This is a genomic window from Streptomyces sp. SAS_281 (assembly GCF_052542855.1).
In genome coordinates, this window is sequence record NZ_JBMNDO010000054.1 from 1 (window position 1) to 15,285 (window position 15,285).

At 74.3% G+C, this 15,285-nt stretch carries 11 protein-coding genes; 6 read left to right on the forward strand and 5 right to left on the reverse strand.

Annotation, left to right across the window (positions count from 1 at the left end; translation table 11 throughout):
- Positions 1-112: 112 nt before the first annotated feature.
- Together ACN6LM_RS21020 and ACN6LM_RS21025 are read right to left on the reverse strand one after the other, a co-directional pair.
- Positions 113-1,561 (reverse strand): M23 family metallopeptidase, encoded by a 1,449-nt coding sequence (locus tag ACN6LM_RS21020; RefSeq protein ID WP_445066912.1) that lies wholly within the window; start codon positions 1,559-1,561, stop codon positions 113-115.
- A gap of 199 nt (positions 1,562-1,760) precedes the next feature.
- A complete protein-coding gene (locus ACN6LM_RS21025) occupies positions 1,761-2,600 on the reverse strand; it encodes an esterase/lipase family protein (protein ID WP_445066913.1) in 840 nt (279 codons plus the stop codon).
- Positions 2,601-2,923: 323 nt separating this feature from the next.
- Here ACN6LM_RS21025 and ACN6LM_RS21030 point away from each other — a divergent pair, with 323 nt between their 5' ends.
- Positions 2,924-3,337, forward strand: a complete 414-nt coding sequence (locus ACN6LM_RS21030; protein ID WP_361023831.1) for a cobalamin B12-binding domain-containing protein — start codon at positions 2,924-2,926, stop codon at positions 3,335-3,337.
- Positions 3,338-3,573: 236 nt separating this feature from the next.
- On the opposite strand, the gene ACN6LM_RS21035 is transcribed toward ACN6LM_RS21030, so the two are convergent.
- On the reverse strand, positions 3,574-5,238 hold the full coding sequence (locus tag ACN6LM_RS21035; protein ID WP_445066914.1) for a DUF5691 domain-containing protein: 1,665 nt from the start codon (positions 5,236-5,238) through the stop codon (positions 3,574-3,576).
- A gap of 29 nt (positions 5,239-5,267) precedes the next feature.
- The gene (locus ACN6LM_RS21040; RefSeq protein WP_445066915.1) at positions 5,268-6,659 is read right to left on the reverse strand and encodes an SWIM zinc finger family protein; all 1,392 of its coding nucleotides are present in this window, start codon (positions 6,657-6,659) and stop codon (positions 5,268-5,270) included.
- A gap of 127 nt (positions 6,660-6,786) precedes the next feature.
- Here ACN6LM_RS21040 and ACN6LM_RS21045 point away from each other — a divergent pair, with 127 nt between their 5' ends.
- The 5 genes from ACN6LM_RS21045 to sucD all read left to right on the forward strand — a co-directional run bounded on the left by ACN6LM_RS21045 (position 6,787) and on the right by sucD (position 13,744).
- Complete coding sequence (locus ACN6LM_RS21045) at positions 6,787-7,899, forward strand: ATP-binding protein (protein WP_445066916.1); 1,113 nt, start codon at positions 6,787-6,789, stop codon at positions 7,897-7,899.
- Entirely contained in the window at positions 7,896-10,265 is a 2,370-nt protein-coding gene (locus ACN6LM_RS21050) for a DUF5682 family protein (protein ID WP_445066917.1), read from the forward strand. The genes ACN6LM_RS21045 and ACN6LM_RS21050 overlap by 4 nt, the downstream gene beginning before the upstream one ends.
- Positions 10,262-11,467 (forward strand): VWA domain-containing protein, encoded by a 1,206-nt coding sequence (locus tag ACN6LM_RS21055; RefSeq protein WP_445066918.1) that lies wholly within the window; start codon positions 10,262-10,264, stop codon positions 11,465-11,467. Before ACN6LM_RS21050 ends, ACN6LM_RS21055 begins: the two co-directional genes overlap by 4 nt.
- Before the next feature lie 189 nt (positions 11,468-11,656).
- On the forward strand, positions 11,657-12,838 hold the full coding sequence (gene sucC, locus ACN6LM_RS21060) for an ADP-forming succinate--CoA ligase subunit beta (RefSeq protein ID WP_445066919.1): 1,182 nt from the start codon (positions 11,657-11,659) through the stop codon (positions 12,836-12,838).
- A gap of 21 nt (positions 12,839-12,859) precedes the next feature.
- Positions 12,860-13,744 (forward strand): succinate--CoA ligase subunit alpha, encoded by an 885-nt coding sequence (gene sucD / locus ACN6LM_RS21065; protein WP_445066920.1) that lies wholly within the window; start codon positions 12,860-12,862, stop codon positions 13,742-13,744.
- A gap of 104 nt (positions 13,745-13,848) precedes the next feature.
- Here sucD and ACN6LM_RS21070 read toward each other — a convergent pair whose 3' ends face one another.
- The gene (locus ACN6LM_RS21070; protein WP_445066921.1) at positions 13,849-15,255 is read right to left on the reverse strand and encodes a helix-turn-helix domain-containing protein; all 1,407 of its coding nucleotides are present in this window, start codon (positions 15,253-15,255) and stop codon (positions 13,849-13,851) included.
- Positions 15,256-15,285: the final 30 nt, after the last annotated feature.

Below are 15,285 nucleotides of genomic sequence, written 5' to 3' on the forward strand. Positions count from 1 at the left end.
CCCCCCCCCCCCCCCCCCCCCCCCCCCCCCCCCCCCCCCCCCCCCCCCCCCCCCCCCCCCCCCCCCCCCCCCCCCCCCCCCCCCCCCCCCCCCCCGCCGTCGTCCGTCCTGCTCAGGTCGGGTTGACCCCGTGGCTGCCCAACCACGGCAGCGGGTCGATCGCCGCACCGCCGCCCGGCCGCACCTCGAAGTGCATGTGCGGGCCGGTCGAGTTCCCGGAGTTCCCGGAGTACGCGATGACGTCGCCGGCCTTGACCGGGCCCGAGCGGATACGGGTGCTGCTGAGGTGGCAGTACCAGGTCTCCGTGCCGTCGGCCATGGTCACGATGGCCATGTTGCCGTAGGCGCTGTTGTACTGCGTACGGACCGTGCCGTCGGTCGCCGCCATCACCGGGGTCCCGTACTGGACGGGGAAGTCGATGCCCGTGTGCACGGACATCCAGTTGACGCCCGCCTGGCCGAAGTAGGCGCTCAGACCGTGCTGCTTGACCGGCAGCACGAACTTGGGGCGCAGGGCCTCCTTGCGGGCGGCCTCCGCGTCGCGCCTCTTCTTCTCGGCGGCCTGCCGCTGCTTCAGGTCGATGCGTTCCTGGGTGCGGCTGGCGCGGTCCGCGAAGTTCTCGGCGTCGGCGCTGAGGTTGGCGAGCTGGGTGTCCAGCTTGTTGTTGGCCGCGACCGGCTTGACCGTGCCGGGGTCGGCGGCGGCCATGGCGGTGGTGGCGTCCTTCTTCGTGTCGTCCCCGCTCATCCCGCTCACCGAGGCGGCGGCGATCCCGGCCACGCTCATCACGCAGGCGGAGGGAACGGCGACGGTGAGGAGCGCGGAACGCTTCGCGGGGGAACGCCTGCGGCTGCGGCCACCGCCGCGGCGGGGCTCGGCGGGGGCGAGATCGGGGTGCGGCTCGGCGGCGGCGACCGGCGCGTCGTCGGCGCGGCGGTGGGGCTCGTACGGGTCGTAGTCGTCGGAGCCGTGCCCGTCGTACGACGCGTAGGTCTCGTACGACTCCGAGGGGTCGGCCTGTTCGGCTTCGTTCGAGGCGGCCGGGCTTTGCACATTTTGCTCTTCGTGCCCGGGCGTGGCGCCGGTGTTCCAGGCGGTGGCGTCGTACACGCCGGTGTCGTACGTCCCCGTGTCGTCGGAGGGCCACGCGGTCGCGGCGGCGGTCCAGGTGGTGGTGTCCCACTGGCCGGAGGAATCCGGGGCGCCGCCCTGGGACGGGATGCCGGGGGCGTAGCCCTCCGTCGGCAGCCAGGTGGTGGCGGTGTCGTACTGCGGCGTTCCGTCGTACTGGGCGGCGTCGTACTGCGGGTGCTGCGGGGCCTGATAGCCGTGGTGCTCGCCCGTGTCCCAGTGGGTGGTGCCGTACGTGCCGCCGTATCCGGTCCCGCCACCGGTGTACGGAATGCCGTAGCCCTGCGAGGTGTCGTACGAGGCGTCATGGACGCCGTCGTGGACGACGCCGGTGCCGGGGAGGGAGCCGAAGAGCGGGTCCGTCTCGAAGCTGCCCGTGGAGCAGCCGTCGTATCCGGCATACCCGGCGTGGGGGTGCTGGTCGTTCACCAACTTCTCTCTCGCCTCGGCAGCAGGACCAGGTTCCGGGGCCGTGGGGTGCCCCGGGAGAACTGGCGGCGACTGTACCCGGCGGTATCCGCCGTCGACAATCTTCGACGGCTCCGAAGCGCTCGGGAAAGCGGGCAATCGGCCGTCATTCGGTGGCGAGAGCACAGAGCCTTGGCTCTAGGTTCGAAGTCTGTTCGATTTATGCGGCAGGGGTGGAAGGGGTGGTCCCGGGGGCGGTCCCGGCCTCCGGGACGGGCTCCGCTTCGTCCAGCGCCCGGCGCACGGCAGTCGCCACGGCCGGGTGCACCGGCAGCGCGAGGTGGCCGATGCCGGTGACGCGTACGTTGACCGCGTCCAGGTCCGGGTGGTCGACGCAGGCCGCATCGGCGGGGACGATCACCCGGTCGAGTTCGCTCCAGAAGCTGACGAACCGGGTGCGGCAGCCGGGTGCGGGCAGCCGCAGCTCCTCGACGGGGGCCGAACCCCGGCGCATCTGCCGCACGATGGGCAGCGCCCCGGCCAGCGGGGCGACGGCGGTCCCGGCGTGCGGCGTGCCCAGCGTGACGAGGGTGCGCACCCGGCGGTCACCGGCCAGCCGCTGTACGTAGTAGCGCGCGATGAGGCCGCCGAGGCTGTGGCCCACGATGTCCACCCGGGGGTGGCCGGTGCGGGCGCAGATGTCCTCGATGTGCCGGTCCAGCAGCTCGGCGGCCGCACGGATGTCGCTGGTCAGCGGGGAGTAGTTGAGCGACTCCAGATGGGTCCAGCCGTGCCGGGCCAGGGAGCGGCGCAGCAGGACGAAGACGGAGCGGTTGTCGATGAAACCGTGAAGAAACACGACAGGCGGCCGGTCGGCGGGCGCGATGTCCGCGCGGGCGGGCTCGGCGCCGTCGCCGGCCGGATTCCGGCCCGGGTGGCGTTCACCGGCGATCCCGGTCGGATACAGCAGGGCGTGCCCGGCGAGCACGACGAGTTCCAGGGCGGTCGCTCTCAGCAGTGCGGCCGGCGGGGCGGGGAACGGCAGGCTGGGGGGCTTCATGGTCGGCCTCCTGCTCCGGACGTGCGCCGCGCCGGCGGAGGTCCGGGCGGGCGCCGTGTGGGAGGCGGCCCGTGCGGACGGACCCGTACCACCGTGCCGTGCGGCTGACGGCGCGGTGATACGGCGACCCGATGCGGCTCTCCGGGCGTCGGTCCCGCACGGCGAAACCGCCGCAGGCCCGGGAACCGGTGCCCGTGAACAATGTCCCATGTGTGATTTCCCCCTCCCGGCTCACCGTGAAACGGCGGCTTGCGGGATGCTGTGGATAACGTTCGTTCACATCCCCGGCCCTTCAGGCACGGGAGACGCATGTGGAGGCAGTGATGGGTGTGACCGGTCCGATCCGTGTGGTGGTTGCCAAGCCGGGCCTCGACGGCCATGACCGCGGGGCGAAGGTGATCGCGCGGGCGCTGCGCGACGCGGGTATGGAGGTCATCTACACGGGCCTGCACCAGACGCCCGAGCAGATCGTGGACACGGCGATCCAGGAGGACGCCGACGCGATCGGCCTCTCGATCCTCTCCGGCGCCCACAACACGCTCTTCGCCAAGGTGATCGAACTCCTGAAGGACCGCGACGCGGCAGACATCAAGGTCTTCGGCGGCGGCATCATCCCGGAGGCGGACATCGCCCCCCTGAAGGACCAGGGCGTCGCGGAGATCTTCACCCCGGGCGCGACGACCACCGCGATCGTCGACTGGGTCAACGCGAACGTCCGCCACCCGGCGGAGGCGTAACCGGGCGTCGCCGGGGGTCCGGGGCGCCGTGTTGCGGCTGCCGGGCCGGGGCCCGGGACGCCCCGGGGCGCGCGATCGGCCGATGCCCCGGGTGCCGTGCTCACCGGGCGCTCATCGGCGTTCCGCCCGCTCGCGGGGAGGCCCGTGCCGGTCCGCGCCCGGGCCGAGCCGGCGCGGGGCGGGGTCGCCGGGGAGGCGGCGGTCCGGCGCCGGGTGGGCGGAACCGGGGCGCGGGATCACCGCACCGGGGGCCCGGAGAGCTCGCTGTCCATCGTGGCGCGTAGGCGCAGCGTGGAGACCAGGCGTTGGAACGCCTCCGTCCAGTAGCCGTTCGCGCCGGGGGAGGCGTCCGCCGGTTCGGCGGGCGTGGTGGTCAGGACCTCCAGGCGGGCCGCCTCCGCCGGATCGAGGCAGCGCTCGGCCAGGCCCATGACGCCGCTGAAGCTCCACGGATAACTGCCCGCGTCCCTCGCGATGTCGAGCGCGTCGACCACGGCCCGGCCGAGCGGCGGCGCCCACGGGACCGGGCAGACCCCCAGCAGCTGGAACGCCTCCGACAAGCCGTGCGCGGCGACGAAGTCGCCCACCCAGACGGCCCGCTCCGCCGGGGGCAGCACCGCCAGGAGCTTCGCCCGCTCGGCGAGCGACGCCGTACCGGGGCCGTTGGACGGGGGCGTCGACGGCGGACCCAGCAACGCCCGCGCCCACCCGGCATCGCGCTGCCGGACGGCGGCCCGGCACCAGGCCGCGTGCAGCTCCTCGCCCCAGCCGTCCGCCACCGGCAGCTCCACGATCTCCTCCGCGCCACGCCCGCCGAACCGCGCCGGCCAGACCGACAGCGGGGTCGCCTCCACCAACTGACCCAGCCACCAGGACCGTTCGCCCCTGCCGGACGGCGGGAGCGGCACCACCCCGTCACGCTGCATCGCCTCGTCGCACTCGTGCGGCGCCTCCACCGCGACGAACGGCTCGTCGCCGGTCAGTCCCGGGCTCACGCAGGACAGCGCCCGGCCCGCCATCCGCCGGGCCAGCGCCGAACCGGGCAGCGCGGACAGCAACTCGGCCGCCGTCGTCCGGACATTGCGGCTGCGGTCGGCGAGCGCCTGCTCCAGGAACTCCTCGTCCGCGGCGGACAGCCCGGTACGCAGCGAGTCCACGAACATCAGCCGGTCCTCGGCGCGTTCGGTCTTCCACGTGGTGGCCAGCAGTGCGCGGGCCGCCTCCGCGTCATGCGCCCGTACGGCCCCGAGCAACGCGATCCGCTCCGCGAACAGGCCCTCCTCCCACAGCCGCCGCACCGCCTCCGCGTCGTCCGGCGGGGGCAGCAGCGCACTGCCGGACGCGCCGCGCAGCGCGAACTTCCACTCCGGATTCAGCCCGGCCAGCCACAGGCCGCGCGGCCCGGCGAACTCCAGGGTCTGCGGGCGCAGATCGGTGCGGGCCCTGGCCGCGTCCAGCAGCGCGGGCAGGGCGGAGTCCGGCGCCCGGTACCCGTGCAGATTGGCGGCGGCCAGCCACTGCGGGATCAGCTCCGTCAGGTCCGGGGCCGCGCCCCGCCTGCCGCCGGAGCCCGCCGTCCGGTCGGCCAGCAGCTGGGCCAGCCGGCCCCGGGCGGCTTCCGGCAGCGGCGGCCGGGGGTCGTCGGGCGCCACGGCGGGGCGCGGGGACGCGGCGGCGGGCAGCAGCCCCGCCCGGCGCCGCACGGTGTGCAGCGCAGCGGCGTCGAGCAGCGCGGCGGCCGCGCCGTCCGGGCCGGTGCCGGACGCACCCTCGGGCGGCCGGCGGTCCGTGCCGAGCAGGGCCGAGGTGACCAGCTCCTCCCACGGCACGGAGGCCGCAGGTGCGGAGGCCGCCGGTGCGGCCGGTGTCGGGGTGGCGGCTGGTGCGGTCGTACGGGACATCGCCCCTCCTCGGGAGCCGGACTACGGAGTCAGATGAGCGTGACGGTCTCGACGGGAGTGCCTGTCCCGCCCGCGGCCCACGCCGCCAGCGGGTCGAAGCCCCGGTGGCCGCACTCGCCGAAGACCGTGAGCGGGGCCCCGCCCGAGACCGCGACGAGCTTCCACAGCGACGGGCGGTTCAGGGCGGCAGCGGCCACCGGCAGGGCCTCCCGGCCCTCCGCGTCCACCAGTTGCCAGCCGTCCGGGGACGGCACCGGTATGACATCGCGCAAGGTCACCGGCCAGGACTCCGCCCACGGGTCGTCGGCCAGGGCCCGCCCGTACGCGGCGATCGCCTCGGTGACCGAGGCACCCGGCGGAGGCGTGACGGCGGGCTCGGGCACGCCGAAGCGTTCGCCCAGCTCGGCGCGGAGCTGCCCGGAGCCCGGATGGGGGGTCAGCCCGGCGTCGACGGTGACGCCCACGGGCAGGGCCTGGGCGGGGGAGCGGCCGGCCGCCCCGAAGGACAGCAGCAGCGCCGTGCGCCCCGACTCCTCGCCGTACAGCCAGATGCGGCGGGTGACGATCTTGCCCTCGGGGGTGTCGTACTGGGCGAGGACCAGCCAGCGGTCGCGGACCGGGGGGCCCTCCGGGGAGGCCGGCAGCCCCACCCGCGTACGGACCGTGGCCGCGAGCGCGGGCGGCAGCCGGTCGCGGCCCAGCCACGCCGAGTCCAGCAGGTGCAGCAGCGCGCACTCCTCCAGGAGCCGCACCGGCCAGCCCGGACCGGACGCCGGGACGGCGCCCAGCTCCCGCACCCGGCCCGCGAGACCGGGCGCCTGCGCGTCGACCATGCGGGCCGCCGTCTCCTCCCACAGCCCGTACCCCGCCTGCTCGGCCGCCGCGAGACCACCGCGCAGCAGGTCGGTGAGGCGCTGCTCCAACTCCCGCGCACCGCCCCCGATCCGCTCGGCGCGCCTCTCCGCCCGCCTGCGCGCGGCCTCCGGATCGGCGGGGCCCGCCGGGCCCTCACCCCCGGCGGGCCGCGCCTTCGCCTCCTCGCGGGCGCGGCGGCCGGTCAGCCACTCCTCGGCCCAGTCGGGCGGCGACCCGGCGGGCACCGCAGCGTCGTCGGCGGCGCGGAGCAGGAGCAGCCCCAGCGCGTGCTTGCACGGGAACTTCCGGCTGGGGCAACTGCACTTGTACGCCGGGCCGGTGGTGTCGACCACCGTCCGGTACGGCTTGCTCCCACTGCCCTTGCACAGCCCCCACACCCCGCCCGTCGCATCCCACCCGGTGTCCGACCAGGAGCCGGCCGCACCGAGCTTGTTCCCCGCCTTGCGTGAGGCGTCGTCAGGAGCCAGGGCCAGCACCTGCTCCACCGTCCAGCGCGCGGCCGAGGCAGCGGCGCCCAAGGGTTCTCCCCCGTCAGTCAGCAGCATGCCAACGACGTTAGGCGGCCCCACTGACAATGGCCCTGACCTGCGCGAAGGCCGATTGTCAGTGCCATGGTGCACGGTGGAACCACATCCGGCCGACCGACTTGGCGACCGATCCGGAGGGGGATCCATGACCGTGTCCGAAACCACCCAGGCGAGCACAGACGAGGTTCTGCGCCCGCATGCCGAGGACTCCTTCGCCGACGAGCTGAAGGCGCTCGCGGCAGCCGACGACCGCCCCAGGCCCGAGCGTTGGCGCCTGTCGCCCTGGGCCGTCGCGACGTACCTGCTGGGCGGCACCCTGCCCGACGGCACCGTCATCACGCCCAAGTACGTGGGACCGCGCCGCCTCGTCGAGGTCGCCGTCACCACGCTCGCCACCGACCGGGCGCTGCTGCTCCTCGGCGTCCCCGGCACGGCGAAGACCTGGGTCTCCGAGCACCTGGCCGCCGCCGTCAGCGGTGACTCGACGCTGCTCGTCCAGGGCACGGCGGGCACCCCGGAGGAAGCCGTCCGCTACGGGTGGAACTACGCGCAGCTGCTCGCCAACGGCCCCAGCCGCGAGGCGCTCGTGCCCAGCCCGCTGATGCGCGCCATGGCCCAGGGCATGACCGCCCGCATCGAGGAACTGACCCGCATCCCCGCCGATGTGCAGGACTCGCTGATCACGATCCTCTCCGAGAAGACCCTGCCCGTGCCCGAGCTGGGCCAAGAGGTCCAGGCGGTGCGCGGGTTCAACGTCATCGCGACCGCCAACGACCGCGACCGGGGCGTCAACGAGCTGTCCAGCGCGCTGCGCCGCCGGTTCAACACCGTGGTCCTGCCGCTGCCCGCGACCCCGGAGGCGGAGGTCGACATCGTCTCCCGCCGCGTCGACCAGGTCGGCCGCTCGCTCGACCTGCCGCCCGCGCCCGACGGCCTCGCCGAGATCCGCCGCGTCGTCACGGTCTTCCGCGAACTGCGCGACGGGGTCACCACCGACGGCCGCACCAAGCTCAAGTCCCCCTCGGGCACGCTGTCCACGGCCGAGGCCATCTCCGTCGTCACCAACGGCCTCGCGCTCGCCGCCCACTTCGGGGACGGTGTGCTCCGCCCCGGCGACGTCGCGGCCGGCATCCTCGGCGCCGTCGTCCGCGACCCGGCGGCGGACCGGGTGATCTGGCAGGAGTACCTGGAGACCGTGGTGCGCGAGCGGGACGGCTGGAAGGACTTCTACCGCGCCTGCCGGGAGGCGTCCGCATGACCGCCACCCGTGGACCGGGGCCGCTGCTGCTGGGGGTGCGGCACCACGGTCCCGGCTCGGCCCGCGCCGTCCGCGCCGCCCTCGACACGGCGAACCCGCGCGCGGTCCTCATCGAGGGCCCGCCCGAGGGCGACGCGCTGCTGCCGCTCGCGGCCGACGAGGAGATGCGGCCCCCGGTCGCCCTGCTCGCCCACGCGGTGGACGACCCCGGCCGGGCGGCGTTCTGGCCGTTCGCCGAGTTCTCCCCCGAGTGGGTCGCCATCCGCTGGGCCCTGGCCCGGGACCTGCCGGTCCGCTTCATCGACCTGCCCGCCGCCCACTCGCTGGCCATGGAGGCCGACGCGGAGACGGACCGGGACGACACCGCCGGGGAAGAGCCCGTCCCCGTCGACCCGATCCGGGTGCTCGCCGAGACCGCCGGGTACGACGACCCCGAGCGCTGGTGGGAGGACGTGGTCGAGCACCGCGTGCCCGGCAGCGGCGAGGCGGCCGGACCGCTCGCCGCGTTCGCCGCGCTCGGCGAGGCGATGACCGCGCTCCGTGAGGCGTACGGGGACGGCGGGCACCCCCGGGACGCCGTGCGCGAGGCGTACATGCGTATCCAGCTCCGCACGGCGAAGAAGGAGTTCGGCGACGACATCGCCGTGGTCTGCGGCGCCTGGCACGTCCCCGCCCTGCGTACGCGGACGACGCTCACCGCCGACCGGGCCCTGCTCAAGGGCCTGCCCAAGGCCAAGGCCGAACTGACCTGGGTGCCCTGGACCCACCGCAGACTGGCCCGGCACAGCGGATACGGCGCGGGCATCGAGTCGCCCGGCTGGTACGAGCACCTCTTCGCCGCCCCGGACCGCCCGATCGAGCGCTGGATGACGAAGGTCGCCGGACTCCTGCGCGACGAGGACCGTTTCGTCTCGTCCGCCCACGCCATCGAGGCCGTCCGGCTCGCCGAGACGCTCGCCGCGATGCGCGGCCGGCCGCTCGCCGGGCTGAGCGAGACGACCGACGCGATCCGGGCCGTCATGTGCGAGGGCTCCGACGTGCCGCTCGCGCTCGTCCATGACCGCCTCGTCGTCGGCACCACGCTCGGCGAGGTCCCCGACACCGCCCCCGCCGTCCCCCTCCAGCGCGACCTGACCCGGCAGCAGCGCACCCTGCGGCTCAAGCCGGAGGCCGACGAGCGGGAGATCGAGCTCGACCTCCGCAAGGACACCGACGCCTCCCGCGGCCGCCTGCTGCACCGGCTCCGCCTCCTCGGCATCGGCTGGGGCGAACCGGCTGCCGGCCGGGGGAGCACCGGCACCTTCCGGGAGAGCTGGCGGCTGCGCTGGGAGCCCGAGCTGTACGTGCGCGTCGCCGAGGCGGGCGTCTGGGGCACCACCGTGCTCTTCGCCGCCACCGCCCGCGCCGAGTCGGACGCCCTGGCCGCGACCGCGCTCGCCGAGATCACCGCGCTGGCCGAGCGCTGCCTGCTCGCCGACCTGCCGGACGCCCTGCCGGTCGTGATGCGGGCCCTCGCCGACCGTGCCGCGCTCGACGCCGACGTCGGCCACCTCGCGGACGCCCTCCCGGCCCTGGCCCGCACCCTGCGCTACGGGGACGTCCGCGCCACGGACACCACGGCGCTCGGCGAGGTCGCGGCCGGCCTCGCGGAGCGGATCTGCGTCGGCCTGCCCCCCGCCTGCACCGGGCTCGACGCCGAGGGCGCCGAAGCACTGCGCCGCCAGGTGGACGGCGTCCACACCGCGATCGGGCTCCTCGCCGGCGCCGTCCCTTCGAGCGCGGACGGGCTGCGCGAGCGCTGGCGCGCGGTGCTGCACAAGCTGACCGTCCGGGACACGGTCGCGGGCGTCATCCGGGGCCGGGCCGCCCGGCTGCTCCTGGACGACGGCCACCTCGACGAGGACGCCGCCGCCCGGCTGATGGGCCTCGCCCTCTCCCCGGGCACCCCGCCGGCCGACGCCGCCGCCTGGATCGAGGGCTTCGTCGGCGGGGCGGCGGGCGGCGGCATGCTCCTCGTCCACGACGAACGGCTGCTCGCCCTGGTCGACTCCTGGCTCACCGGGGTCCCCGCCGACACGTTCACCGACGTGCTGCCCCTGCTGCGGCGCACGTTCTCCGCGTACGAACCGGGCGTCCGGCGCACCCTGGGCGACCTCGTCCGGCGCGGCCCGGCCCCCGCCGGGGCGACGGGGGCCGGCTCCCCCTCGGGGGCGGGCGCGACGGCCCCGGGCTTCGGGCCGGTCCTGGACGCGGCCCGCGCGGACGCGGTGGTCCCGGTCCTGCGCCTGCTCCTCGGCCTGGACGAGGGCCCGGCGCCCACGGCTCCCGCCCACCACGACCGCACACCACTCGGGGAGACGGCATGACCACGGACGACAACGCCCACGACGAGCGGCTGCGCCGCTGGCGCCTGGTGCTGGGCGCCGACAGCGAGGAGAGCACCGGCCGCGTTCTCACCGGGCGCGACGCCTCGATGGACCAGGCGCTCACCGCGCTCTACGGGAGCGGCGGACGGCCCGGCGGCCGGAGCGGCGGCGGGCGCTCGGCCGGGCTCGGCGCCTCCGCGCCCTCGGTGGCCCGCTGGCTCGGTGACATCCGGACGTACTTCCCCAGCTCCGTCGTCCAGGTCATGCAGCGCGACGCGATCGACCGCCTCGGCCTCTCCGCCCTCCTGCTCGAACCGGAGATGCTGGAGGCCGTTGAGGCCGACGTGCACCTGGTCGGCACCCTGCTCTCGCTCAACAAGGCCATGCCCGAGACGACGAAGGAGACCGCCCGGGCCGTGGTCCGCAAGGTGGTCGAGCAGCTGGAGAAGCGGCTCACCACCCGCACCCGGGCCACGCTCACCGGAGCGCTCGACCGGTCGGCGAAGATCACCCGCCCCCGCCACCACGACATCGACTGGGACCGCACCATCCGGGCGAACCTCAAGAACTACCTGGAGCTGCCCGGCCGGGACGGCGCGGGCACGGTCGTCCCCGAACGGCTCATCGGCTACGGGCGGGCCGCCCAGTCCGTGAAGAAGGACGTCATCCTCTGCATCGACCAGTCGGGCTCGATGGCCGCCTCCGTTGTCTACGCGTCGGTGTTCGGCGCGGTGCTCGCCTCGATGCGCGCCCTGCGCACCCGGCTCGTCGTCTTCGACACGGCGGTGGTCGACCTCACCGACCAGCTGGACGACCCCGTTGACGTCCTGTTCGGCACCCAGCTCGGCGGCGGCACCGACATCAACCGCGCCCTGGCCTACTGCCAGTCCCGGATCACCCGGCCGGCCGACACCGTCGTCGTGCTCATCAGCGACCTGTACGAGGGCGGCATCCGCAACGAGATGCTGAAGCGGGTGGCCGCGATGAAGGCGTCGGGGGTCCAGTTCGTGACGTTGCTCGCACTCTCCGACGAGGGCGCCCCCGCCTACGACCGCGACCACGCGGCGGCCCTGTCCGCCCTCGGCGCCCCCGCCTTCGCCTGTACGCCGGACCTCTTCCCGGACGTCATGGCCGCCGCGATCGAGAAGCGCCCGCTGCCCATACCGGACCCCGAGAACGCCTCCACCAGGGGGATTCTGTGACCGTAATCACCGCCCGGGTGCGATCTGCGATTTAGGGCCACGCGGGGCGCGGGGATAACCTGCGAGATGGACATGCCGCGTATCCGGTCACCGTGTGCGCCTTCCTAGTGACACCGCAGTCACGTTGCCCCTCGCGGCACGCCCACGCAGAAAACCAACCGCGAGACCATTGATAAGGGACGGACGCGCGTGGACCTGTTCGAGTACCAGGCGAGGGACCTCTTCGCCAAGCACGGTGTACCGGTGCTGGCCGGTGAAGTCATCGACACGCCTGAGGCAGCCCGCGAGGCGACCGAGCGGCTGGGCGGCAAGTCGGTCGTCAAGGCGCAGGTGAAGGTCGGCGGCCGCGGCAAGGCCGGCGGCGTCAAGCTGGCGGCGAACGCCGACGAGGCGGTCGCCCGCGCGACCGACATCCTCGGCATGGACATCAAGGGCCACACGGTCCACAAGGTGATGATCGCCGAGCTGTCGCCGGAGATCGAGGCGGAGTACTACGTCTCGTACCTGCTCGACCGCACCAACCGCACCTTCCTGGCCATGGCCTCGGTGCAGGGTGGCATGGACATCGAGGAGGTCGCGGAGAAGACCCCCGAGGCCCTCGCGAAGGTCCCGGTCAACGCCGTCGACGGCGTCGACATCGCCAAGGCCCGCGAGATCGTGGCCCAGGCGAAGTTCCCGGCCGACGTGGCCGAGGGCGTCGCCGAGGCCCTGGTCACCCTGTGGGACACCTTCGTCGCCGAGGACGCGCTCCTCGTCGAGGTCAACCCGCTGGTGAAGACCAAGGACGGCCGCATCCTGGCCCTGGACGGCAAGGTCTCGCTCGACGAGAACGCCGACTTCCGCCAGCCGGAGCACGAGGCCCTCGAGGACAAGGCCGCGGCCAACCCGCTCGAGGCCGCCGCCAAGGCCAAGAACCTCAACTACGTCAAGCTCGACGGCGAGGTCGGCATCATCGGCAACGGTGCCGGACTGGTCATGTCGACCCTGGACGTCGTCGCGTACGCCGGTGAGAAGCACGGCAACGTGAAGCCCGCCAACTTCCTCGACATCGGTGGCGGTGCCTCCGCCGAGGTCATGGCGAACGGCCTGGAGATCATCCTCGGCGACCCGGACGTCAAGTCCGTCTTCGTCAACGTCTTCGGTGGCATCACCGCCTGCGACGAGGTCGCCAACGGCATCGTCCAGGCCCTGGAGCTGCTCAAGTCGAAGGGCGAGGACGTCTCCAAGCCCCTCGTCGTGCGTCTCGACGGCAACAACGCGGAGCTGGGTCGCAAGATCCTCTCCGACGCCAACCACCCGCTGGTCCAGCGCGTGGACACCATGGACGGCGCGGCCGACAAGGCCGCCGAGCTCGCCGCGGCTGCGAAGTAAGGAAGAGGGACTCAGACCACCATGGCTATCTTCCTCACCAAGGACAGCAAGGTCATCGTCCAGGGGATGACCGGCGCCACGGGCATGAAGCACACCAAGCTCATGCTCGCCGATGGCACCAACATCGTCGGCGGCGTCAACCCGCGCAAGGCCGGCACGACCGTCGACTTCGACGGCACCGAGGTGCCCGTGTTCGGCTCCGTCGCCGAGGCGATGGAGAAGACCGGCGCGAACGTGTCCGTCCTCTTCGTGCCGCCGGCCTTCTCGAAGGCCGCCGTCGTCGAGGCGATCGACGCCGAGATCCCGCTCGCCGTCGTGATCACCGAGGGCATCGCCGTCCACGACTCGGCCGCCTTCTGGGCGTACGCCGGCTCGAAGGGCAACAAGACCCGGATCATCGGCCCGAACTGCCCCGGCCTGATCACCCCCGGCCAGTCCAACGCCGGCATCATCCCGGGCGACATCACCAAGCCCGGCCGCATCGGTCTCGTGTCCAAGTCCGGCACGCTGACCTACCAGATGATGTACGAGCTCCGCGACATCGGCTTCTCGTCCGCCGTCGGCATCGGTGGCGACCCGGTCATCGGTACGACGCACATCGACGCCCTCGCGGCGTTCGAGGCGGACCCCGAGACCGACCTGATCGTCATGATCGGCGAGATCGGCGGCGACGCCGAGGAGCGTGCGGCCGACTTCATCAAGGCCAACGTGACCAAGCCGGTCGTCGGTTACGTCGCGGGCTTCACCGCCCCCGAGGGCAAGACCATGGGCCACGCCGGCGCCATCGTCTCCGGCTCCTCCGGCACCGCGCAGGCCAAGAAGGAGGCCCTTGAGGCCGCCGGCGTGAAGGTCGGCAAGACGCCGACCGAGACCGCCAAGCTGGCGCGCGAGATCCTCGGCGCCTGACGCCGCCGCCGCGCTCGCGCGGCAGGGTGTCACCGTACGTACGACGCGGGCCCGTCCCCCTCACCGGGGGGACGGGCCCGCGTCGTCGTGCGCGCCGGACCGGTTCAGCCGGCCTCGGGCACCAGCCGGGCCGGGCCGTGGAACAGCTCGTCGCCGAGCTTCTTCCGCAGCTCGACGTCCTGCGGCGTCAGCTTCTGCGGGCCCCCGACCGGCGGCACCCCGCCGACCTTCTGGGCGGGCGCCGGTGGCGTCTCGTACTTCCGGGGAGCCGTCGCCAGAGTGATCAGCGTGAGCCCGACGATCAGCACGGTGAACGCGACGGCCGTCCGGGCCCACAGCTGGGCCTTGCGTTCGCTGCCGGTACGGATCAGCTCCGGCACCGGCAACGAGGAGGCGGAGCGGCTGCGGGCGAGCGTGCCCAGCCGCTCGTGGATCAGCGCGGACTGCTCGGCCGGTGAGTCCGGCTCCGCGATCTCGGGCAGCCGCTCGGCGACGGCCGCCCGCGCGGTCACCAGCCGGCCGGCCGCCGCCCGGGTGCTCGCCTCGGTCTCCGCCGCGGTCTCCGGCAGCCCGAGACCCACCCCGTCGTGCAGCACCAGCGTGCGGCGGTACGAGGGGGGCAGGGCCAGCAGCGCGTCGAGCAGCGCCCGCGAGACCGGCGCCTCGGGCGGCGGGTCGGGGCGGCGGTGCTCCCGGTTCAGCCGGCGCCAGGGGGACATCGCGTACTCGTACGCGGCGGCCCGCACCCAGCCGACCGGGTCCCGGTCCACCGCGACCTCCGGCCACCGCTCCCAGGCCAGCTCGAACGCCTTGGACACGGCCGCGCGGGACAGGGCGTGCTGCCCGGTCAGCAGATAGGTCTGCTGGAAGAGGGCCGGGGCGGCGTACCGGTACAACGCGTCGAACGCGGCAGCGGGCGCGCCTTCCGCGTGGTCGCCGTCCGGCCCGCCCGGAGGCGCCTCGGGAACGTGGGCTACGTCGGGTACCTCGGGCCCCTGGGCCGCTGCCCCGGGCACCTGGGGCACGTCCTCGGGCACGTCCTCGGGCACGTCCTCGGGCACCTGGGGCGCCTCCGCCAGCACCGGGGGCGCTGCCTCAGGGGCCTCAGGCGCCTCAGGTGCCTCAGGCGACTCGGGCATCTCGGGTGCCGCAGGCATCTCAGGTGCCTCGGGCGTCTCGGGCGCGACAGCCTCGGCCACCTCGACGGCGGCCCGGTCCGGTTCGGCGGCATCCACGGCGACGCTCCCAGGGGCTTCGGCGGGAACCGGCGGAAGGGGTGGCGGGGCAGCCGCACCCGCCGTGCCCGTTCCGAGCAGCCGGGCGTACGCCTCCCGCTTGCGGCCGCGCGGGGTGCTGCGGCCCGTCTCCCAGGCCCGCACCGTCGCCCGCGTCACGCCGACGGCCGACGCGACCTGCTCCTCCGTCAGCGCCAGGGCCTTCCGCAGCCTGCGCCGCTCCTTCGGCGAGGGCAGCGGAGGGGCGGCGGCCGTCTCGGACGTGCTCTGCGTCATGAGGGCCGCCCATACGGCCTGCACCGGGTG